The organism is Asanoa hainanensis, from assembly GCF_900188485.1.
Lineage (GTDB): Bacteria > Actinomycetota > Actinomycetes > Mycobacteriales > Micromonosporaceae > Asanoa > Asanoa hainanensis.
Genome location: NZ_FZPH01000017.1, coordinates 118,500 through 137,531, shown reverse-complemented (window position 1 = coordinate 137,531; position 19,032 = coordinate 118,500). Strand labels below are relative to the sequence as shown.

Here is a 19,032-nt window from a genome sequence, read left to right as displayed (position 1 = left end):
GCCCCCTTAGACCCGGGGCGGGATGTTGTAGTTCCAGCGGAACATGTTCTGCGGGTCCCAGCGGGTCTTCACGGTCCGGAGCCGCTCGTACGTCTCGTCGTCGTAGGCCAGGCGCACGCCCGCGACCGAGGCGTCGGCCGGCGCCAGGTAGCTGGGATGCTTCTTGCCCGCCGGGCCCGTGAGCCGGCTGGTCAGCTCGAACGCCAGGTCCCGCTCGGGAAGCGGCGCGCCGGGCGGCACGACGGTCAGCGCGAACAAGGCGTACGCGACGTCCCGGCGCACGGCGTTCGGGTGCTGCGGAGGCCGGCCGAAGGCGCCACCGAGGTGGGTCAGGTTGACCAGCGTGATGCCTCCGCCCGAGTCGGGGCCGGCGAGCTCCAGGATGGTCTCCATGGTGGACGGTGAGATCTCGTCCAGCATGGCGAAGTGCTCGACCGACGTGCCCGGGTCGGTCGGGTCGTTGGTGATGCTGGCGATGTCGGCAACGGGCATCGTGGTCAGCGTGTCGGCGAGCACCGGGCCGGCGGCCCGCAGCGGGGCGACGAGCGCGTCACCGTCGGTGCCGAGGTAGGCGAGCCGCACGAAGACGCTGAGCTTGCCCCGCATGAACTCGGGGACGAACGGCAGGTCCGGTGCGTGCAGGAAGACGATCGAGGACGTCAGCTCGTCGGTCGCCGCGGCGGTGAGCAGGCAGTACGCCCGCAGCACCTCGGCCGCGCAGTCCCCGTCGAACTGCAGCGACCCCGCGTAGAGCTCGGAGACCGGGAACAGGTCGAACTCCAGCGCGGTGACGACGCCGACGTTGCCCTTGCCACCGAGCAGCGCGAAGAACAGGTCCGGGTCGGATTCCGGGGTGACCCGGCGCTGCGCGCCGTCCGCGGTCACGACCTCGACGGCCTGGACGTGGTCGGCCGCGTAGCCGAAGGCTCTCCCCAGCGAGACGCTCACGCCTCCGCCGAGCGTGTAGCCGACGACGCCGACCTGTGGCGAGGAACCCGCGAGTGGCGCGAGGCCGACCCTCGCGGCCGCTTCGACCACCTGTCCCCAGTGGACACCCGCCTCGACCCGGGCGGTGCGCGTCCGTTCGTCGACGCGTACACCCGTCATGCGCTTGGTCGTGATCATGACGGCTTCCCGCGTGACGGACTGGGAGGGGCCGTGACCGGTGTTGAGGACGGCGACGAGGCGGTTTTCCGTGCGGGCGAAGCGCACCGCGGCCCGGACGTCCTCGGCGTTGGTGGCTCCGACGATCACGTACGGATCGTGGGAGACCGCCGTGTTGAAGACCGCCGCCTCCTCGGTGAAGCCCGCGTCGCCCGGGAAGAGAACGGGTCCCTGGACGTCGGCCAGCAGTTCCGGAGTGCTCATGCGAATACGGTATCTCCGTACCGATTCCGTGGATCAAGGCTTTGACCTGGGATGTTGCCGTCATCACTATTTAGTACAAGCTTGTGACAGTCACGGTTTCGTACTATGTTCGTGGGTAACACGGAGGGATCGAGGGATCATGAGCACAGTCGAGTTGACCCGTTTCCGCGTGCCCGAGGCACGCGCCGACGCGTTGCTGGCCGCGCGACCGGCCATGCTGCGCGACTTCTCGAGCGACCGCGCCGGTTTCCTCGGCGCGCGACTGGTCCGCCTGAGCGCCGAGGAGTGGCTGGACATCGTCTTCTGGCGGGCCCACGAGGACTTCGCCGAGTCGCGGCGCCGGGGCGCCGACCGGCCCGGAATCCAGGCGTTCTTCGCGCTGATCGCCGAGGTGGTCAGCTCCGAGGAGGGCACCACGGAGGGGGAGCTGTGATGCGGGCGGCATGGTACGACCGGCAAGGACCGGCACATAAGGTGCTCCAGGTCGGAGAGCTCCCGGATCCGCGACCGGGCCCGGGTGAGGTCCGGGTCAGGGTGTCGGTCTCCGGGGTGCACGTCGGCGACGTCGGCAAGCGCCAGGGTTGGTGGGGGTCGACGATGCCGTACCCCAGGGTGATCCCGCACGGCGACGGCGTGGGCACGATCGACGCCGTCGGCCCGGGGATCCACCGGTCACGGATCGGCTCGCGGGTCTGGGTCTACCTGGCCCAGTCGTACCGCCCGTTCGGCACGGCCGCCGAGTACACGGTGGTCCCGTCGCACCATGCCGTCCCGCTGCCGGACGGCGTGCCCGACGAGCAGGCGGCCGGGCTTGGCATCCCGGGCATCACGGGCCACCGGGCGATCTTCGCCGACGGCCCGGTGACCGACCAGCGGGTGGTCGTCACGGGCGCACTGGGCGCGGTGGGCCGAGCGGCGGTGGCGGTGGCCCGCCGCGGCGGCGCCACGGTGATCGCGACGGTGCACACCCCGGACCAGGTCGACCAGGCCGTTGCGGCGGGCGCGCACCAGGCGGTCGACACGGCATCCGGCGACGTGGCCGCGCGGATTCTCGAGCTCACCGGCGGCCAACCGGTCGACCGGGTGGCCGAGCTCGCGTTCGACACGAACCTGGCGACCAACCTGGAGATCCTGGACTACAACGGCGTGATCGCGACGTACGCGACCGGCGCGACCGAGCCGCGCATCCCGTTCTGGCAGCTGGGCTTCAAGAACATCACGGTGCGCTTCCTGAGCAACGACGACTTCCCGGAGAAGGCGAACGAGGCCGCGGCTCAGGACCTGACTGCCGCCCTGGTGTCGGGCGACCTGCGCTATCCGATCGCGGCCCGGCTGCCGCTGGCGGACATCGCCGACGCCCACGACCTCACCGAAACCAGCGCCTCCCGGGGCCGCGTCGTTGTGGACATCTGACGGTCTTGAACCCGACTCCATCGGGCGTCGCGACTCCCTAGAGTTTCGGGATGACCCGACAAGCGATCTCGAGTGAGGGCGCGCCGGCCGCGCTGGGGCCGTACAGCCAGGCGATCGTCGCCGGTGGTTTCGTGTTCTGTTCCGGCATGGCCGGCATCGACCCCGCCACCGGCAAGATCCCGGAAGGCATCGAGGCCCAGACGGAGCAGGCGCTGCTCAACCTGGGCGCCGTGCTGGCCTCCGCCGGCGCCTCCCTCGCCGACCTGGTGAAGACGACCATCTTCTACGCCAATGTGGACGACTTCGCGCGGCTCAACGCCGTGTACGCCCGGCACATGCCCGACCCGCCGCCGGCGCGCTCGGCACCGGCCAACGTCCAGCTGCCACACGGCCTGCTGGTGTCGATCGAGGGGATCGCCGTGCTCCCTTAACGCGCCGCGGCGAACGGGACGGCGAGGCTCTCCTCGGTCTGCTCGCCGGCCGGATGCTGCCAGAGTCCGCGGGCCCGCAGGATCGGCAGCACGCCTTCGCCGAACCAGTACGCCTCTTCGAGGTGCGGGTGTCCGGAGAGGATGAACTCGTCGATGCCGAGGTCCGCGTACTCGATGATGCGGTCGGCGACCTCCTGGTGGCTGCCGACCAGCGCCGTGCCGGCACCGCCGCGGACCAGGCCGACGCCCGCCCACAGGTTCGGTGACACCTCGAGGTCGTCGCGGCGACCGCCGTGGAGAGCGAGCATCCGTTTCTGGCCCTCGGACTCGCTGCGGGCCAGGCCCGCCTGCACGGTGGCGATGTCGGCGTCGTCGATGCCGTCGAGCAGCCTGCGTGCCTGCGCCCAGGCCTGCTCGGAGGTGTCGCGGGTGATCACGTGCAGGCGGATGCCGAACCGCACCGGGCGCGGGGCGGCGAGGCCGCGGATCCAGTCGAGCTTGCGGGCCACCGCGTCCGGCGGCTCGCCCCAGGTCAGGTAGACGTCGGCGTGCTTGGCCGCGACGGTCCCGGCGGCCGGCGACGACCCGCCGAAGTAGACGGGTGGCACGGGGTCGGGCACGCGGGGGATCGTCGCGCCCTCGACCGTGATGTGGGTGCCGGCGTAGGTGACCTCTTCGCCGCGCCAGAGCCCGCGCACGACCGCGAGGAACTCGGCGCAGCGGGCGTACCGGGCGTTCTTGTCGAGGAAGTCGCCGTACGCGCGCTGCTCGTGTGCCTCGCCGCCGGTGACGACGTCGAGCAGCAGCCGCCCGTCGGAGTGCCGCTGGAACATGGCGGCCATCTGGGCGGCGAGCGTCGGTGAGAGCAGGCCGGGCCGGTAAGCGACCAGGAACTTCAGCCGCTCGGTCGCCTCGACGAGCATCGCCGTCGACAGCCAGGCGTCCTCGCACCAGGCGCCGGCCGGGGTGAGAGCGCCGACGAACCCGAGCTGCTCGGCGGTGCGGGCGATCTGACCGAGGTACGCGCGGGTGGCGGGGCGGGCACCGGCGGCCACGCCGGCCGGCAGGCCGTGCCCACCGCCGACGATGTAGCGGCTGTCGCCGTAGGTCGGCAGGAACCAGTGGAACGTGAGGGCCATCTACTTGACCTCGTGCAGACGGCCCGTGCGCACGTCGTACACGAAGCCCCGGACCGAGTCCTTGACGGGGATGAACGGGTCGGCCTGGATGCGGCGGATCGACTGGCGCACGTCCTCGTCGAGGTCCGTGAACGCCTCGGCGGCCCATGCCGGCTTCTGCCCGGTCTCGGCCTGGATGGCGGCCTTGAACGCGTCGTCGGTGAAGGTCAGCATCCCGCAGTCGGTGTGGTGGATCAGGATGATCTCGGTGGTGCCCAGCAGCCGCTGGCTGATCGCGAGGCTGCGGAGCTGGTCGGCGGTGATCACGCCGCCGGCGTTGCGGATCACGTGGGCGTCGCCCTCGGTGAGGCCGAGGAGCCCGTACGGGTTCAGCCGCGCGTCCATGCAGGCCACGACGGCGACCTGGCGGGCCGGGGGCAGCGGCAGGTCGCCCTTGTCGAACGCGTCGGCGTAGTGGGCGGCGTTGACGAGCAGTTCGTCGGTAGTGGTCACCCAATCAATCCTACCGACTTAGTAGGCAATGGTCCAGGGGTGCAGTAGGATGTTGCGGGTGGTGAGCAACGTGTTCAGCTTCCCGAACCCCGTCAACGAGGTCTCGGCGCGGCTGGTCGCGGGCGGCGTCGTCATCATGGCGGCGGTCGCGCTGGTCTTCGACCTGCGGTGGCTGACGGTCGTCATGGCCTACGGATTCCTGGCCCGGGTGGCCACCGGCCCGACGCTGTCGCCGCTCGGGCAGCTCGTGACCCGCGTCGTCACGCCGAGATTGCCGGTCGCGGCCAAGCCCGTCCCGGGGCCGCCGAAGCGGTTCGCGCAGGGCATGGGCGCGGTCATCACCACGACGGCCGCGGTGCTCTGGGTCGGTTTCGGCCTGGCCACCGCGGGCAAGGTCTTCGTGGGCCTGGTGCTCGTGGCGGCCACCCTCGAGTCGGTGTTCGCGTTCTGCATCGGCTGCGTCATCTTCGCGGCGCTGATGCGCGCCAACGTGATCCCCGAGTCCGTCTGCGAGCAATGCAACGACATCACCCTGCGCCGCTCACCAGCGGCGTCGTGAGCGCGGCTGCGGCGGGCGTATGTGATCATGGAGTCATGACCATCAGAAAGGCCCATGGCCGCTGACCTCCGGCTCGCGCTGCACGCGACGCTCCCTGACCAGCGCGGCGGCGACCCCTATGCCGATCGCGGTCAACCGCGGGCTCAGGCCGTCGGGCGGTTGCCCGTCTCGTTGCCGGCCGCCGGCGATGAGCTGGTCTGCCACGTCAACGGAGAGCATCTCCTGGTCCGGAGCTGTCAACAGGGTACGCGTGCCGGCGCCGACGGCGAGCACGGTGACCGCGCGTACCCATTGGGAGTCGGTGAACTGCACATGCGCCAGCGAGAGCGTGTCCGCGGCGGTGTCGAAGCCGACGACGGGGCTATCCGGTTCGGGATGGAGCGCGGCGACCACCGCCTCGCCGGACGGCGACCACCCGAGCAGCCGCACCCCGATCAGGCCAGGGAGCTCGGGCAGCGCAGAGGCCGCCGGCCGTGGCTCGCCGGTCGCGGGGTCGACCACGGTCAACTGCCAGCGGGACGGATAGGCGTCGCCGGCGCAGCATCGGCGTTGCCGCAACAGGGTCAGTCCTCGACCGTCGCGTCCAGGACCCCTTGCCCGCGAGGTGCGCCCCGCCGTCGGCGGCGAACGTGCTCACCATCGCTCCGGTGCGGGAGGCGACGGCGAGCACACCCTTGCTCCCGGTGAGCCACCAGGCGGGGGCGCCGAAGACCACGACGGCCGCGCCGGCGGGTGACGACGTGACCGAGGGCGTGCCCCAGTGTGGGGCGCCGACACGGTCCGGCAGCGACGGTCCGGCGACCAGGGGAGCGGCCGGACTGACCGCGGACCTCAACACCGGCACCGCCACCGCCAGCAGCGCGACGACCACGGCGACCGCACCGACGAGCCCGCGGTGCTTGCGGCGACGGGCGCGGGCGATGGCACCGTCGTACAGGGACGAGGCTTCGACGCTGTCCGCCAGTTCGTGCAGCGCCTCCCGTACCCGATCGGTCATCGCACGTGCTCCTCGGCCCGAACCTCGTCGAACAGGTGCGGCGACGTACGCCGCAGGCGTGCGAGGCCGTCGTACGCGTGGCGTTTGACCGAGCCGACCGAGCAGCCGAGCACGTCCGCCGCCTGCGCTTCGGTCAGGTCCTCGTAGAACCGCAGGACGAGGACCGCGCGCTGCCGGGGAGGACCTTGCTAACCGGCCGCGGCGTACGCGTCCCGCAGCCCTTGGATCTCGATCTTGGTCATGGTCATCATCGCCTGTCCGACCCGGGCGGCCTTGCGCGGGTCGGGGTCGCTCATCAGCTCGCCCAGCACGTCCGGGACCACCTGCCAGGACAGGCCGTAGCGGTCCTTGAGCCAGCCGCACTGTCCCTTCTCGCCGCCCTCGGAGAGCCGCTCCCAGAGCTCGTCGACCTCGGCCTGGTCGGCACAGCCGACGTAGAGCGAGACGGCCTCGGTGAAGGTGAACTGCGGACCGCCGTTGAGGGCGACGAACCGCTGACCGTCGATCTCGAACGTCACGGTGAGCGCGGGCCCCTCCGGACCCATCCGGGCCACGTCGACCACCCGAGCGTTCTTGAAGATGGACACGTAATGGGCGGCGGCCTCCTCTGCCTGACCGTCGAACCAGAGGTACGGGGTGATCTTCTGCATGGCCTGCTCCTGTCCTGGTGATGGCGCCTGTCCCCAACGCGTCGAACGAGCAGCCCCCGGATCGACACCACGAGCAGAACAAATTTCCGCCTGCGTACGTGGCCAGCGATGATCATCACATTCGGTGATCGCCGAGGACGGGGCGACATAACATCCGTTTTATGTGGACAGAGGGTTTCACGTTCGAGGTGGCCCGGTTCCGGGCTCCGGCCGTCGTCATCGGGTCCAGCGTGCTGTTGGTGTGCAGCGGCCTGGCGCGGCTGTGGCAGGTCACGGCGGAGGCGATAAGCCAGAACGCCTACCTGGGCGCCCACGAGGCCGCCGGTACGCCGGGTGGGTTCGCCGGTCTCGCGATCGTCTTCCTCATGGTCGTCGGCCTGGTCGTGTCGCTGGTCGCGCTGGCCGTCGCCACGCTGGGGTTGCTCAACCTCGGGGGTTGGAACTGGACCCGCGTCGCCACCTGGGCCGTCGGCTCCGTGACGCTCGCGGTCGCCGGCGGCTGGTTCGCCCTGGGCCGCATCCCATCTCCCCCGGGAGACGCAGCGGATTCGACCGACTGGGACCGGGTCCGTGCGCTCGCCGCCGAGTCCACGCCCGACTGGGTCGAGCCGGCCTCCACCGTGGCGGGCCTCATCGCCTCGCCCGCTCTGCTGGTCGCGCTCGTCCTGCTCGCCCTGCCGAGCGCCAATGCCTTCTACCGGCAACATCGCCTGCCGTCAGGCCCACGTCCCGGCGACGCGGTCCGCCCGGAGAGCCAGCTCCGGATGGGATGAGCAACTCGCGCCGACCGTCACCACGTGCCGGGCGTCGAGTAGCCGCGGTAGACGAAGGTCTTGTCCCAGTCGTTGTTGATCAGGGACTTGACGCTGACCTCAAAATCTGGGCCGACTCGCTGCAGACCCGCATCGCCTCCGATCCAGATCTCGCCGTTCGCGGCCAGCAGGAGTTGTTCCTCCGTCTCGAAGACCATGCCAACCGGGAGTACGCGCTTGCCGAGTCTCTGACCGAAGAGTCGGACATTGCCGTGCGTGGCATCGAGGGCAGCCACCACCGAGGTGTCCAGCTCGTTGACGCCGCCGCGGGTCGCACGCCACACCACCTTCAGCTCGCTGTAGCGAGCCACGAATGCGGCGAGCCAGGTCGGAAAGTCGTAGCCCTCCGCGAGGAACCCACGACGGGCGGAATCCAGGTCCAGGTCGCCGATGCCCACGCTCAAGGCACCCGCCAGCGCATCCTGCAAGCCCTCGGGGCGATCCCCAGGCCACGTGCCGATCATCCGGACCAACCCCCTTCAATATCGATCTCCGTCGACTAGTCTGCTGGCCGGAGTGTCGGTGCGGCGAGTGGGGGTCGGATGCGGGCCTATCGTGAGCTGTTCGCGGTTCCCGGGGTTCGGTCGTTGGCCGTCGCGGCCGTCGCTACCCGGATCGCCGCTCCGATGCTCACCCTCGCCCTGTTTCTCGCGGTGGTCGACGCCGGCCGGTCGTACGCGGTCGCCGGGCTCGTGCTCACCGGGTTCGCGGCCGCGTTGGCCCTGTCGGTGCCCGTGTCGGCCCGGCTCGTCGATCGCCTGGCGCCCCGGCGGATCCTGCTCGGTTGGTCGGCCGCCCACCTGACCGCGTACGCCGTCCTGATCCTCGCTCTGGCGACCGGTTCGTCCATCGGCGTGCTCGTCACCTGTGCGGTCGCGCTCGGCGCCAGCGCGCCACCGGCCGGGCCGGTCGTGCGTGCCACCTGGCCCGCGTTCGTGCCGTCGCACAGGTTGCAGACCGCCTTCGCCCTCGACGGCGTTGTCAACGAGGCCATGTACGTCACCGGGCCGCTGCTCGTGTCGTTGCTGTTGCTGTTCGTCGGCCCGATCGTCGTCGTCGGGGTCGCCGGTCTCGTCATGCTCGTCGGCATCCTGCTGCTGGTGCGGACACCCAGCGTCCGGCCGCGCGCGACTGCCGAGCGCCGGAACTATCTCGGTCCACTCTCGACCGGGCAGGTGCGCCTCCTGCTCGTGATGATCGTCTGCGACGCGTTCGCGTTCGGTGCCGTGGTCGTCGCGGCGCCGGCCGCGGCTGCCGAGGCGGACTCACCGGGCGCGGCGGGCCTGCTCGTAGGCGCGGTCTCCCTCGGTACGGTGCTCAGCGCGCTCGTGTACGGCACCCGCCCGCGGGCGACCTCGCTCGGCCGGCAACTGGTCCTGTTCCACGCGGTGTCGGCGCTGGTCGTCGCCGGCGTGAGCCTGGCACCGACGCTGCTGGTGCTCGGCCTCGCCCTGCTCGCCGTCGGCCTCGTCGGTGGGCCGCGCGACACCCTGCACCAACTGGCCCTGGGCGAGGCGGCGCCGACCCAATACCGCACCGAGGCGTACGCGTGGATGGGCTCGGCCATGTGGGTCGGGTACGCGCTCGGCTCCGGTGCCGCCGGCCAACTGATCAGCCTCGCCGGCGACGACGTCGACGTGGCCTTCGTCGCGGCCGGCGGGGTGACCGCACTCGCGGCACTGTTGTCGCCGCTGGTGCGCTCCACAAGGGAAAGTGCGGTCGCCGAAGGCGCTCAGGCGTGAACCGGTGGCGGCCACTCCGGTCGCGGGACGGCGCCGCCGCCCGAGCCGACGAGGTCGAGCAGCAGGAGCCCGTCGTCGCGTTTCGTGTCGGGGGCGGTCTCGACGAGGAAGCGCCGCAACGGCTCGCACGCTCCCGCTCCGACCTCGGCGGCCAGGTCCCGCACGATCAGCGCGACGGTGCGTTCCGGAAAATAACGGCGTTTGGCGAGGATGAGGAAGCGTTCGGCGAGCGCGCCGTCGACCACGCCCGCAGCCTCCGCAGCGGCGACGGCGAAGCGCAGGTTCACCAGCGGCTCGGAGAGGGCCCGGCCGGTCTCGTCGTCGTAGGTGATGGCGACCTCGTCGTCGGCGTTGATCCGCCCGGACTGGTAGGCCTCGTAGATCTGGCCGACGCCGACCATCCCGTACGGCGCGCACTCCACCGCGCGCAGCGCGCCGATGCTGGACGAGCCGTACAGCCGGACGCCCACGTCGAGCGCCCGGAGCACTTCCTTGGGCGAGACGCTCAGGCTCTGGAAGAACGCCCCGTCGACGATGCCGATCGCCGGCGGTGGTGCGTCGCGGGCCAGCAGCGCGTCGATGTCACCGCGCCGCACCGGCGGCAGGAACTCGATGTCGGTGCGTTCCAGGGCGGCCGCGCCGTGCAGGCTCGGGCCGACGAAGACCACGGGACGGCTCACGCTGACACCGGCGCGAGCCGCCGCAGCGCCCGGTTCCACGCGTTCGCCGCCCGTTGGCCCAGCTTCGAGCGGTCGACCGCCCAGGACTCCAGGCCGGGTGCGACCACGCGCGCCACCCGCACCGGCAGGTCCGGCGGCGACACGTCCACCACGATGACCCGGGACAGCCCGCGATCCTTCAGTCGCGCCACCATCATCCGGATGTCGCTGACCACGTCGTCGCTGGGATAGGACGGCAGCTCGGCCAGCGCAACCTGCCGCTCCGCCGGCCGCCAGGCCCAGCTGTTCAGGTCGACGGTGGTGGCCCGCTTCGTGTGGTGCCGGTGCTTGGGCACGTCGGCGTCGGGCAGGTTGATGTCCTCCCGCATCGCCTGGATGTCGACCGCCCGGGACTGCGCGCACTCCGTCACCGCCCGCAGCATCGCGATCTCGAGGTCGGGATGCGTGCCGTAGCCGCCGTACCCCTTGGAGGTCGTCGGTCCGTTGTCTTCCGCCGACGCCGCCAGGACGCTGGGGATGCCCAGGTCGGACGTGATGGACACCAGCCGCATGCTGACGCCGGCGTCGTTGAACCGGTCGAGCAGGCCCGCGACCGACGGCGGCACGCTAGCGGGGTCGATGTGCGGATGCAGTTGGCGGAGCTGGGCCACCTGGTCGGGCCGGCGTGGTCCGGCCAGCCCCTCGGCCAGGATGTGGCTCAGCCGCCCGCTGACGATCTCCGACAGGGTCAGCGCGTCCCGTTCGACCAGCTCGCACAGCGCGTGGCAGACCGCCTCCTCGAGCGTGTTGCCGGAGGCGAGCCCGTTGGTGACGCCGAGGCGGTAGCAGGGTGGCGCGCCGGGGTCCGTCCCGTAGCAGACGGCGCTGGTCGGCACGAGCACCGTCTCGTCGCTCACCAGGTCATGGCCGGGCACCCAGTAGATGGGTAGGTGGTCGGCGTACTGGGGCAGCAGTTCGATGTTGAGGTCGGCCGGGCGCATCGCCGGCGTGCCCGCGGCCACCAGGTCCTCGTAGGAGGCGACGGTCGCCGGCCGCAGCGGCAGCCAACCGGCATAGCGTTCGACCGCCTCCATGACTGCCGAGGTCATCGAGTCGATCGGGGTCAGCCCCTTGCCGGTGTAGACCGAGAGGACGTCGTTGGACCGCGGCACGATGGCGTTGTGCACCGGAATCCCGATGCGGTCCAGGCCGGTGATGTCGGCGATCCGGGTGATGCCGATCCGCCGGAAGTGCGGGCGGACGCTGTCGAAGGTGTCGGCCGCGCTGCGTTCGCGATGAGCGCCGCGACCACGCAGTTTAGGAGCCTGATCTCGAATCATGATCTAAGCCAGGGGGTACGCACCGGAGGCGCGCCACCGGCCGCGGGTTCGCACCCGCGACCGGCGGCACCCAGTGGTCTCAGTCCTGCTTGATCGGCGCGGCGAAGGCGGCACACCCGGTGTCGCCGGCCGCGAGGCCAAGCTCCTCTTCCAGCAGCTCCTGCAGCTCGGCCGGCGAGACCTCAGCCAGCTCGACCGCGTCCACGTTGTCCCTCATGGCAGCTCCCCTCGTTGACTCCCCGGTTTAACCGGGAATCATATCTGCACATCCTTCGATTCGTATGCCCGTCGCCCGTGGGGTTTCACGCCGGGGTGGGTCGCCCGCCACCGGTCGGCGCCGTGGGCCGGAGCGCGACCGGCAACCCGTCGCGCGGGTACGGCAGCGACACGTTGCTCATCGGCGGCGCGTAGTGCGTCGGCACCGACCACCGAAACCGGCGGAGAACCTGCGCCAGGACCGTCCGCGCCTCGATGTTCGAGAACGCCATCCCCAGGCACTTGTGCACACCCCCGCCGAACGGCGCCCACGCGAACCGGTGCGACCGGTCCTCGCATCGCTGCGGCGCGAACCGCTCGGGATCGAACGCCTCGGGGCTGGTCCAGAGCTCCGGTAGGTAGTGCGAAAGCTGCTGACAGACGAACGCTCGGGTGCCGGCCGGCAGGTGCCGGCCGGCCACCTCGGTGTCCTTGACCACCCGCCGCGCCACCACGGGAACGGGCGCCACCAGGCGCTGGCACTCCTTGATCACCATGTCCAGGTCGGGCAACGCGCTCAGCTGTTCCACGGTCGGGGTCGGGCCGAGCGCCGCCGCCTCGGCCCGGACCCGGTCCTGCCAGTCCGGATGACGCCCCAGGTAGTACATGGCGGTGGACACCGTCGAGGTCGTGGTCTCGTGCGCCGCCATCAACAGAAAGATCATGTGGTTGACGACGTCCGCGTCGCCGAAGCGGGTGCCGTCCTCGTCCTCGACCCGGGTCAGCACGGAGAACAGGTCGTCACCTCCGGCCGCTCGGGCCGCCGGCAGGTGGGCGCCGAGGAACCGCTCCAGGGTCGCTCGCCCGCGTGTTGCCCGGTGCCACTTGTTGCCCGCCACGGCGACACGCAGGATGGCGCCGGCGGCCTGCACGCAGTCGACGAAGGCCCGGTTGACGCGGTCCAGCTCGAGCGGGTCAGCTATCCGGTGCCCGCCCATGAAGATCTGCGTCGCGAGGTTGAGGGTCAGCCGCTTGAGCCACGTGTACGCCGGGAAGCGCTCGGCCGCCTGCCAGCCGCGCAGCTCCGACATCACCGCAGGATGGAGGGCGGCGGTGTAGCCGGCGAGCCGCTCGCGGGTGAACGCCTGTTGCAGGATCCGCCGGTGCTGTTTGTGTTCCGGGCCGTCGAGCAGCATCAGTCCACGGTGGAAGAACGGGCCGACGAGCGCCTCCCAGCCGTTGACGAAGGCCTTGTCGCCGTTCTGCAGGGCGGCGCCACAGGCCTCCGGGCCGAGAATGAAAGCGGCCGGCCCGGGACCGGCCATCGCTACCGGGGCGACCGGTCCATGGCGCTGGTACAGCTGACGCATCAGGATGAGCGGGTCGTGCATGTAGGCCAACGAGCCACCGATCACCGGAACCGCCGACTTGACCAGCACCCATCGACCCGTCTCCATGTCCTGATTATGTGCGCCACCTGGCGCGTAGCCGCCTTCTTGCCTGGCTGATCGAGCCATTGACATGTGCGATGGTGGGTGCCAGCATCGCAGAGGGAGTGGGAGCGCTCCCAATAATCTCATGACTTTCGATGCACCGTCCCCCCATCGGAAGGAACATCACCGTGTCTTTGTCGAAGCGTTGGCGGCTACTGGCGGCTGTCGTCGTGGTCGTGTTGGGCGGCTCCTTGTTCACCGGCGTGCCGGCCGCGGCCGAAGGCCCCGAACAGATCGTCAACGGCACCTTCGACAGTGGCCACGCGCCCTGGTGGGCGACCGGCAACCTCGCCCTGGACTCCTCCAGCGGCCAGCTCTGCGCCGACGTGCCGGGCGGCACGGTCAACCCCTGGGACGCCATCATCGGCCAGGACAACATCCCGTTGGTGGCGGGGGAGACCTACGAGTTCCGGTTCTTCGGCACCGCCACGCCGGCCCGGGTCGGCAAGGCGCTCATCCAGCTGCCGGTCGACCCGTACACGCAGTATCTCTCGGCGACCCCGGAGCTCAGCGTCTCGGGCAACGACTACACGTACACCTTCACCTCGCCGGTCGACCTGCCCAACGCGCAGGTGGCGTTCCAGATCGGCGGCAGCGCGACCGCCTGGCGCATCTGCCTCGACAACGTCTCGCTGCAGGGCGGCGCCGAGCCGGAGGAGTACGTGCCCGACACCGGGCCGCGGGTCCGCGTCAACCAGGTGGGCTACCTGCTGAAGGGCCCGAAGAACGCCACGCTCGTCACCGAGGCGACCACGCCGGTGCCCTGGCAGCTGCGCAACGCTGCCGGAAAAGTCGTGGCCACGGGCTCCTCGACACCCCGCGGCGTCGACGCCTCCTCGGGGCAGAACGTCCAGAGCATCTCCTTCACGTCGTACGCGCGGAAAGGCACTGGTTTCACGCTCGTCGCGGACGGTGAGACGAGCCGGCCGTTCGACATCGGGACGGACTTCTACGAGCGGCTCAGGATCGACGCGCTGAAGTTCTACTACACCCAGCGCAGCGGGGTCGCGATCGACGACGCGCTACGGCCCGGCTACGGGCGCCCGGCCGGCCACGTCGGCGTCGCGCCCAACCAGGGTGACACCGCGGTGCCGTGCCAGCCCGGCGTCTGCGACTACACCAGGGACGTCTCGGGCGGCTGGTACGACGCCGGCGACCACGGCAAGTACGTCGTCAACGGCGGCATCTCGGTGCACCAGCTGATGAGCGAGTACGAGCGCTCCTACTACTCGCGTACCGGCGAGATCCGGACCCTGCGCGACGGCACGCTGGCGTTGCCAGAAAGTGGCAACCGCGTCCCGGACATCCTCGACGAGGCCCGCTGGGAACAGGAGTTCCTGCTGAAGATGCAGGTGCCGGCCGGCCAGCCGTACGCGGGGATGGCGCATCACAAGATCCACGACGCGGCCTGGACCGGACTGCCGTTGCTGCCGCACCTGGATCCGCAGCGGCGCGAGCTGCACCCGGTCTCGACCGCGGCGACGCTCAACCTGGCGGCGACGGCGGCGCAGGCGGCCCGCGTCTTCGAGCCCTTCGACCGGCGGTTCGCCCAGCGCAACCTGGCCGTGGCGAAGACGGCGTGGGCCGCGGCGAAGGCCAACCCGGCGATCTACGCGGACCCGGCCGACGGCGTGGGTGGCGGCGCGTACAACGACGACGACGTGACCGACGAGTTCTACTGGGCGGCCGCCGAGCTCTACATCACCACCGGCGCGCGGGAGTTCCGGGACGCCGTCCTCGCCTCGCCGCACCACACGGGCGACATTTGGCGCGACCGCGGCTTCGACTGGGGCCACACCGCCCAGCTCGGCCGGCTGGAGCTCGCCACGGTGCCGAACGGGCTGCCCGGCCGGGCCGCCGTGCGGGCCTCCGTGGTCGCCGGCGCCGACCGCTACCTCGCGACGGCGCGCGCGCACCCGTACGGCATCCCGTACGCGCCGGCGGAGAACACGTACGACTGGGGCTCGAACAACCTGGTGCTCAACAACGCGGTCGTGCTCGCGGCGGCGTTCGACCTCACCGGCAAGGACCGCTATCGCGACGGTGTGCTGGAGACGATGGACTACATCCTGGGCCGCAACGCGCTCAACCAGTCCTATGTGACCGGTTACGGCGAAGTGGCGTCCCGCAACCAGCACAGCCGGTGGTACGCGCGCCAGCTCAACCCGGACCTGCCGAACCCGCCCGTGGGAACGCTGTCCGGCGGCCCGAACTCGTCGATCCAGGACCCGGTGGCACAGCAGAAGCTGCAGGGCTGCGCGCCGCAGTTCTGCTACATCGACGACATCGAGTCGTGGTCGACCAACGAGCTGACCATCAACTGGAACGCCCCACTGGCCTGGATAGCCGCGTTCGTAGCCGACCAGGACAACGGCTAGTCGCCGACGTCCGCCAGGATGCTGCGGGCCTCGGCCGCGTCGGCCGGGGCCACCAGCACCCGCACGCCGTCCTGTTGCAGCTGCGGCTCCTGGCCACCCGCATCGTCCGTCACGTAGGTGGCCCGCAGGCCGTGGCTGCGCAGCAGCCCCACGGCCAGCTCCGCCTCGACGCGGCTCCTGACGATCGACACGGTCACCGGTGCGCCCTCCACGACCTCAACACTAGGCCCTGGTCGAGATCTTGTGCGAGCCTGATCGGCGCGCTCCCGATCGGAGGTCTCGTGCTGCGCTTTCGGCTGCTCGGCGACGTCGACGTGCGGGTGGCGGGGCAGCGGATCGATGTCGGCCCGGCGCGGCAGCGGTGTGTGCTGGTCGCCCTGCTGGTCGACGCCAACGAGATCGTCACCCCCGACCAGCTGACCGAGCGGGTGTGGGGTGACCGACGGCCACAGCGCGTGCGCGAGACGCTCTACAGCTATGTGTCCCGCCTCCGGCAGGCGCTGTCCGCCGCGTCCGAGGTCACGCTCCTGCGCCGGTCGGGCGGGTACGTCCTGTCCGTCGACCCGGCCACGATCGACCTGCACCGGTTCCGCGACCTCGTCGGCCGGGCCCGCGAGACCGACGACGACGGCCGCGCGCTGCCGTTGTTCGACGAGGCGCTGCGGCTGTGGCACGGTGACGCCTTCGCGGACCTGGAGACCCCGTGGCTCGACCTGCTGCGCGCCTCGCTCGGCCGTGAGCGGTTCGCCGCCGAGCTCGACCATGCCGACCTCGCGATCCGCGCGGGCCGGCACGCGGCGCTGGTGCCGGCGTTGGTCCGCAGGATGGACGAGCACTCGCTCGACGAGCGCCTGGGTGCCCAGCTCATGCTCGCGCTCTACCGCTCCGGCCGGCCCGCGGACGCCCTCGACCACTATGGACAGGTGCGGCGCCGGCTGGCCGACGCGCTGGGCGTCGACCCGGCTCCCGAGCTGAGGCGGCTGCACCTGCGGATCCTTAACACCGACCCGGGCCTGGCCGGCGATGCGGGACCGGTGCGCCGGGCCCGGCCGCGGCCCAGCCAGCTGCCGGGAGCGGTCGCCGACTTCACCGGGCGGCGGGCGGCCGTCACCTGGGCCGAGTCGGTGCTGACCGGGCCGGCCGAAGGGCTGCGGGTCGTGGCGGTGTCCGGAGCGGCCGGGGTGGGCAAGTCGAGCTTCGCCTGGCACGTCGCGCACCGGCTGCGCCGGGCCTTCCCGGACGGGCAGCTCTACGCCGACCTGCGCGGCATCTGGCCGGAGAGCATCGAGCCGGGCGACGTCCTCGCGCGGTTCCTGCGTTCGGTCGGTGTGCCGGACGCGGCGCAGAGCGCGACCGCCGAGGAGCGCGGCGTCCAGTTCCGGGCCGCGGTCGCCGACCGCCGCATCCTGGTGGTGCTCGACGACGCCCGGTCCGCGGCCCAGGTGCGCCCACTGCTGCCCGGCAGCGCCTCGTGCGCCGTCATCGTCACCGGCCGGCAACGGCTGACCGGTCTGGCCGGCGCCGACCACCTGGTGCTGGAGACGTTCGAGCCGGAGGAGGCGAGGTCGCTCCTCGAACGGGTCGTCGGCGCGGACCGGGTCGCCGCCGAGCCGGCCGCGGTCGCCGAGATCGCTCGACGCTGCGGATACCTCCCGCTGGCGGTGCGGATCGCGGCGGCCCGGCTGGCGGCGCGGCCCGGTTGGCGGTTGGCTCAGCTCGCCGAGCGGCTCCGGGACGAGGCCGGTCGCCTCGACGAGCTCGCCACCGACGACCTCGAGGTGCGGGCGAGCCTCGGCCTCGGCTACCGCAGCCTGGCCGAGCCGGGCCGGCGCATGCTGCGGCTGTGCGGCCTGCTGGACGCGCCCGACCTGCCGGCCTGGGCCGGTGCCGCGCTGCTCGACGAGCCGGTCGCGCGGGCCGAGCGGCAGCTGGAGGCGCTGGTCGACGCCTGCCTGCTGACGGTGGTCGACCGGCCGGAGGGCGCGGCGCGCTACCGGATGCACGACCTCGTGCGCCTCTTCGCGCGGGAGCGGGCCGTGCGGGAGGAGCCCGCGGACCTGTGCCGTGCGGCGTTGCGGCGGGCGTTCGGCGCCTGGCTGGCCTTCGCCGAGGACGCCGATGCCCGGCTGCCGACGCGTACCCTCGCCGCGATCCATGGCCCGGGTCCACGCTGGCGTCCGGCGGAGCCGTTCGCGGCCGTCGGCGACGCGGCCGCGTGGTTCGACGACGAGCGGGCGGCGCTGGCGGCGGCCACCCGGCAGGCGGCGGCGTTGGGCTTCGCGGACGTGGCCTGGCAGTTGGCGGCCAGAGCGCACCCCTTCCACGACGTTCGTGGTACGCAGGCCGAGGCGCGGCCGATGCACCAGGACGCGCTGCGGGCGTGCGTGCGGGCAGGCGACCGGTTGGGCGAGGCGGTCATGCTGCGCAACCTGGCCGACCTGTGGACCTCGCGCCTGGACGCGTCGGTGGCGGACAAGCTCGACGCGGCGCGGGCGGCGCTGGAGATCTTCCGGCAGGTCGGCGAACCGCGTGGGGTGACCGACGCCCTGCTGCTGTCCGCGGACGTCCATCGGGTCAGCGGCCGCCTGCGGGAGGCCTCCGAACTGCTGGCCGAGGCGTCGGAGGTCGCCGCCGCCGCGGGTCACCGGGTGGGCGAGTGCCGCGCGCTGGTGGGACGGGCCACCATCAACCGGGAGCAGGGCAGGGACCAGGTCGCCCGGGAGCTGGCGGAGCGCTGTGTGCAGTTGGCCCGCAAGGAGGGCGTCCGGCGCGACGAGGGTGTCGCGCTGACGATCCTGGGCGCGTGCTGCTGCGCGCTGGGCCAGCCGGAGACCGGCGAGGCGTACCTGCGCGAAGGGCTCGCCGTCGCCAGGGATCTCGGTGACCGGACCCAGGAGACCTACACGCTGGCGCGGCTCGGCCGCCAGTACGCCACCGACCGGCACCCGGCCGCCCGGCCGACCCTCGAGCTGGCCCTGGCCCGCAGCCAGGCCGACGGTGTCGCGTTCGGCGAGGCCCTCGCGCTGTCCGGGTTCGGCGAGCTGGAGCTCAACGAGGGCCGGCCGGACCGCGCCGTCAGCCAGCTGCGCCGGGCGATCCAGATGCTCGGGGACGGACGGTTCCCGTTCGCCCGCGCGCAGTACCTGGTGAACCTCGGCCGCGCGTACGCCGGCTGTGGTGACGACGCCGCCGCCGCGACGGCGTGGACCACGGCGCACGGCCTCTACGTGCGGCTCGGCAACGGGTCGGCCGCGGAACGGGCGGCCGGATTGCTGGCCGGCAACGGCCCGACACCAGGCGATTCAAGGGTCGCACAAGCTCCGCACAAGGGCTCTTCTCGACGCTGAGCATCGACGCTCGTCAA

General features: G+C 71.7%; 19 protein-coding genes and 1 pseudogene. 8 read left to right on the top strand and 12 right to left on the bottom strand.

Annotated elements, in window-relative coordinates:
- Nucleotides 1-6 precede the first annotated feature (6 nt).
- Complete coding sequence (locus CHC05_RS32730; protein WP_089254498.1) at nucleotides 7-1,368, bottom strand: FAD-binding oxidoreductase; 1,362 nt, start codon at nucleotides 1,366-1,368, stop codon at nucleotides 7-9.
- 139 nt (nucleotides 1,369-1,507) lie between these two features.
- On the opposite strand from CHC05_RS32730, the gene CHC05_RS32725 reads away from it, so the two are divergent.
- From CHC05_RS32725 to CHC05_RS32715, 3 genes are read left to right on the top strand one after another with little or no spacing between them, the layout of a single operon-like run.
- Nucleotides 1,508-1,801, top strand: coding sequence for a hypothetical protein (locus CHC05_RS32725; RefSeq protein ID WP_089254497.1), 294 nt, complete (start codon nucleotides 1,508-1,510; stop codon nucleotides 1,799-1,801).
- A gap of 41 nt (nucleotides 1,802-1,842) precedes the next feature.
- Nucleotides 1,843-2,781, top strand: a complete 939-nt coding sequence (locus CHC05_RS32720) for an NADPH:quinone reductase (protein ID WP_245871334.1) — start codon at nucleotides 1,843-1,845, stop codon at nucleotides 2,779-2,781.
- Between the two features lie 50 nt (nucleotides 2,782-2,831).
- Nucleotides 2,832-3,212: a RidA family protein gene (locus CHC05_RS32715; protein ID WP_089254496.1), complete on the top strand. Its 381-nt coding sequence runs from the start codon at nucleotides 2,832-2,834 to the stop codon at nucleotides 3,210-3,212.
- Here CHC05_RS32715 and CHC05_RS32710 read toward each other — a convergent pair.
- Both CHC05_RS32710 and CHC05_RS32705 read right to left on the bottom strand, forming a co-directional pair.
- Nucleotides 3,209-4,351 carry an LLM class flavin-dependent oxidoreductase gene (locus CHC05_RS32710; RefSeq protein ID WP_089254495.1) on the bottom strand — a complete coding sequence of 381 codons (1,143 nt, stop codon included), beginning with the start codon at nucleotides 4,349-4,351 and terminating at the stop codon, nucleotides 3,209-3,211. The genes CHC05_RS32715 and CHC05_RS32710 overlap by 4 nt on opposite strands.
- Nucleotides 4,352-4,843 (bottom strand): beta-class carbonic anhydrase, encoded by a 492-nt coding sequence (locus tag CHC05_RS32705; protein ID WP_089254494.1) that lies wholly within the window; start codon nucleotides 4,841-4,843, stop codon nucleotides 4,352-4,354. It abuts the gene before it with no gap.
- A gap of 58 nt (nucleotides 4,844-4,901) precedes the next feature.
- Here CHC05_RS32705 and CHC05_RS32700 point away from each other — a divergent pair, with 58 nt between their 5' ends.
- Nucleotides 4,902-5,402, top strand: coding sequence for a DUF4395 domain-containing protein (locus tag CHC05_RS32700; protein ID WP_218824760.1), 501 nt, complete (start codon nucleotides 4,902-4,904; stop codon nucleotides 5,400-5,402).
- Between the two features lie 42 nt (nucleotides 5,403-5,444).
- On the opposite strand, the gene CHC05_RS32695 is transcribed toward CHC05_RS32700, so the two are convergent.
- The 3 genes and pseudogenes from CHC05_RS32695 to CHC05_RS32685 all read right to left on the bottom strand — a co-directional run bounded on the left by CHC05_RS32695 (nucleotide 5,445) and on the right by CHC05_RS32685 (nucleotide 7,049).
- A complete protein-coding gene (locus CHC05_RS32695) occupies nucleotides 5,445-5,960 on the bottom strand; it encodes a hypothetical protein (protein ID WP_089254492.1) in 516 nt (171 codons plus the stop codon).
- Nucleotides 5,961-6,395: 435 nt separating this feature from the next.
- A pseudogene (locus tag CHC05_RS32690) lies at nucleotides 6,396-6,581 on the bottom strand (sigma factor-like helix-turn-helix DNA-binding protein); the annotation flags it as partial.
- 6 nt (nucleotides 6,582-6,587) lie between these two features.
- On the bottom strand, nucleotides 6,588-7,049 hold the full coding sequence (locus CHC05_RS32685; RefSeq protein ID WP_089254490.1) for a VOC family protein: 462 nt from the start codon (nucleotides 7,047-7,049) through the stop codon (nucleotides 6,588-6,590).
- Nucleotides 7,050-7,210: 161 nt separating this feature from the next.
- Here CHC05_RS32685 and CHC05_RS32680 point away from each other — a divergent pair, with 161 nt between their 5' ends.
- Nucleotides 7,211-7,822 (top strand): hypothetical protein, encoded by a 612-nt coding sequence (locus CHC05_RS32680; protein WP_089254489.1) that lies wholly within the window; start codon nucleotides 7,211-7,213, stop codon nucleotides 7,820-7,822.
- Nucleotides 7,823-7,839: 17 nt separating this feature from the next.
- Here CHC05_RS32680 and CHC05_RS32675 read toward each other — a convergent pair whose 3' ends face one another.
- A complete protein-coding gene (locus CHC05_RS32675; protein WP_089254488.1) occupies nucleotides 7,840-8,325 on the bottom strand; it encodes an SUKH-3 domain-containing protein in 486 nt (161 codons plus the stop codon).
- A 78-nt stretch (nucleotides 8,326-8,403) separates the two neighbouring features.
- On the opposite strand from CHC05_RS32675, the gene CHC05_RS32670 reads away from it, so the two are divergent.
- Nucleotides 8,404-9,603 (top strand): MFS transporter, encoded by a 1,200-nt coding sequence (locus CHC05_RS32670; protein WP_089254487.1) that lies wholly within the window; start codon nucleotides 8,404-8,406, stop codon nucleotides 9,601-9,603.
- On the opposite strand, the gene CHC05_RS32665 is transcribed toward CHC05_RS32670, so the two are convergent.
- The 4 genes from CHC05_RS32665 to CHC05_RS32655 form a co-directional block, all read right to left on the bottom strand.
- Nucleotides 9,594-10,283, bottom strand: a complete 690-nt coding sequence (locus tag CHC05_RS32665) for a TfuA-like protein (protein WP_089254546.1) — start codon at nucleotides 10,281-10,283, stop codon at nucleotides 9,594-9,596. The genes CHC05_RS32670 and CHC05_RS32665 overlap by 10 nt on opposite strands.
- Nucleotides 10,280-11,602 carry a YcaO-like family protein gene (locus CHC05_RS32660; RefSeq protein ID WP_089254486.1) on the bottom strand — a complete coding sequence of 441 codons (1,323 nt, stop codon included), beginning with the start codon at nucleotides 11,600-11,602 and terminating at the stop codon, nucleotides 10,280-10,282. The genes CHC05_RS32665 and CHC05_RS32660 overlap by 4 nt, the downstream gene beginning before the upstream one ends.
- A 79-nt stretch (nucleotides 11,603-11,681) precedes the next feature.
- Nucleotides 11,682-11,819 (bottom strand): hypothetical protein, encoded by a 138-nt coding sequence (locus CHC05_RS41800; protein WP_179266479.1) that lies wholly within the window; start codon nucleotides 11,817-11,819, stop codon nucleotides 11,682-11,684.
- 85 nt (nucleotides 11,820-11,904) lie between these two features.
- Nucleotides 11,905-13,254 carry a cytochrome P450 gene (locus CHC05_RS32655; RefSeq protein ID WP_089254485.1) on the bottom strand — a complete coding sequence of 450 codons (1,350 nt, stop codon included), beginning with the start codon at nucleotides 13,252-13,254 and terminating at the stop codon, nucleotides 11,905-11,907.
- A gap of 131 nt (nucleotides 13,255-13,385) precedes the next feature.
- On the opposite strand from CHC05_RS32655, the gene CHC05_RS32650 reads away from it, so the two are divergent.
- Entirely contained in the window at nucleotides 13,386-15,668 is a 2,283-nt protein-coding gene (locus tag CHC05_RS32650) for a glycoside hydrolase family 9 protein (protein WP_089254484.1), read from the top strand.
- On the opposite strand, the gene CHC05_RS41795 is transcribed toward CHC05_RS32650, so the two are convergent.
- Entirely contained in the window at nucleotides 15,665-15,880 is a 216-nt protein-coding gene (locus CHC05_RS41795) for a putative signal transducing protein (protein ID WP_179266478.1), read from the bottom strand. The genes CHC05_RS32650 and CHC05_RS41795 overlap by 4 nt on opposite strands.
- Before the next feature lie 69 nt (nucleotides 15,881-15,949).
- Between CHC05_RS41795 and CHC05_RS32645 the strand changes: the two genes are divergently transcribed.
- Entirely contained in the window at nucleotides 15,950-19,015 is a 3,066-nt protein-coding gene (locus tag CHC05_RS32645; RefSeq protein WP_179266477.1) for an AfsR/SARP family transcriptional regulator, read from the top strand.
- The last annotated feature ends 17 nt before the right edge of the window (nucleotides 19,016-19,032 follow it).

Coding starts and splice junctions, on each gene's coding strand:
- CHC05_RS32730 (WP_089254498.1), bottom strand. CDS start 1,368: ATGAGCACTCCGGAACTGCTGGCCGACGTCCAGGGACCCGTTCTCTTC.
- CHC05_RS32725 (WP_089254497.1), top strand. CDS start 1,508: ATGAGCACAGTCGAGTTGACCCGTTTCCGCGTGCCCGAGGCACGCGCC.
- CHC05_RS32715 (WP_089254496.1), top strand. CDS start 2,832: ATGACCCGACAAGCGATCTCGAGTGAGGGCGCGCCGGCCGCGCTGGGG.
- CHC05_RS32710 (WP_089254495.1), bottom strand. CDS start 4,351: ATGGCCCTCACGTTCCACTGGTTCCTGCCGACCTACGGCGACAGCCGC.
- CHC05_RS32685 (WP_089254490.1), bottom strand. CDS start 7,049: ATGCAGAAGATCACCCCGTACCTCTGGTTCGACGGTCAGGCAGAGGAG.
- CHC05_RS32680 (WP_089254489.1), top strand. CDS start 7,211: ATGTGGACAGAGGGTTTCACGTTCGAGGTGGCCCGGTTCCGGGCTCCG.
- CHC05_RS32675 (WP_089254488.1), bottom strand. CDS start 8,325: ATGATCGGCACGTGGCCTGGGGATCGCCCCGAGGGCTTGCAGGATGCG.
- CHC05_RS32670 (WP_089254487.1), top strand. CDS start 8,404: ATGCGGGCCTATCGTGAGCTGTTCGCGGTTCCCGGGGTTCGGTCGTTG.
- CHC05_RS32660 (WP_089254486.1), bottom strand. CDS start 11,602: ATGATTCGAGATCAGGCTCCTAAACTGCGTGGTCGCGGCGCTCATCGC.
- CHC05_RS41800 (WP_179266479.1), bottom strand. CDS start 11,819: ATGAGGGACAACGTGGACGCGGTCGAGCTGGCTGAGGTCTCGCCGGCC.
- CHC05_RS32655 (WP_089254485.1), bottom strand. CDS start 13,254: ATGGAGACGGGTCGATGGGTGCTGGTCAAGTCGGCGGTTCCGGTGATC.
- CHC05_RS32650 (WP_089254484.1), top strand. CDS start 13,386: ATGCACCGTCCCCCCATCGGAAGGAACATCACCGTGTCTTTGTCGAAG.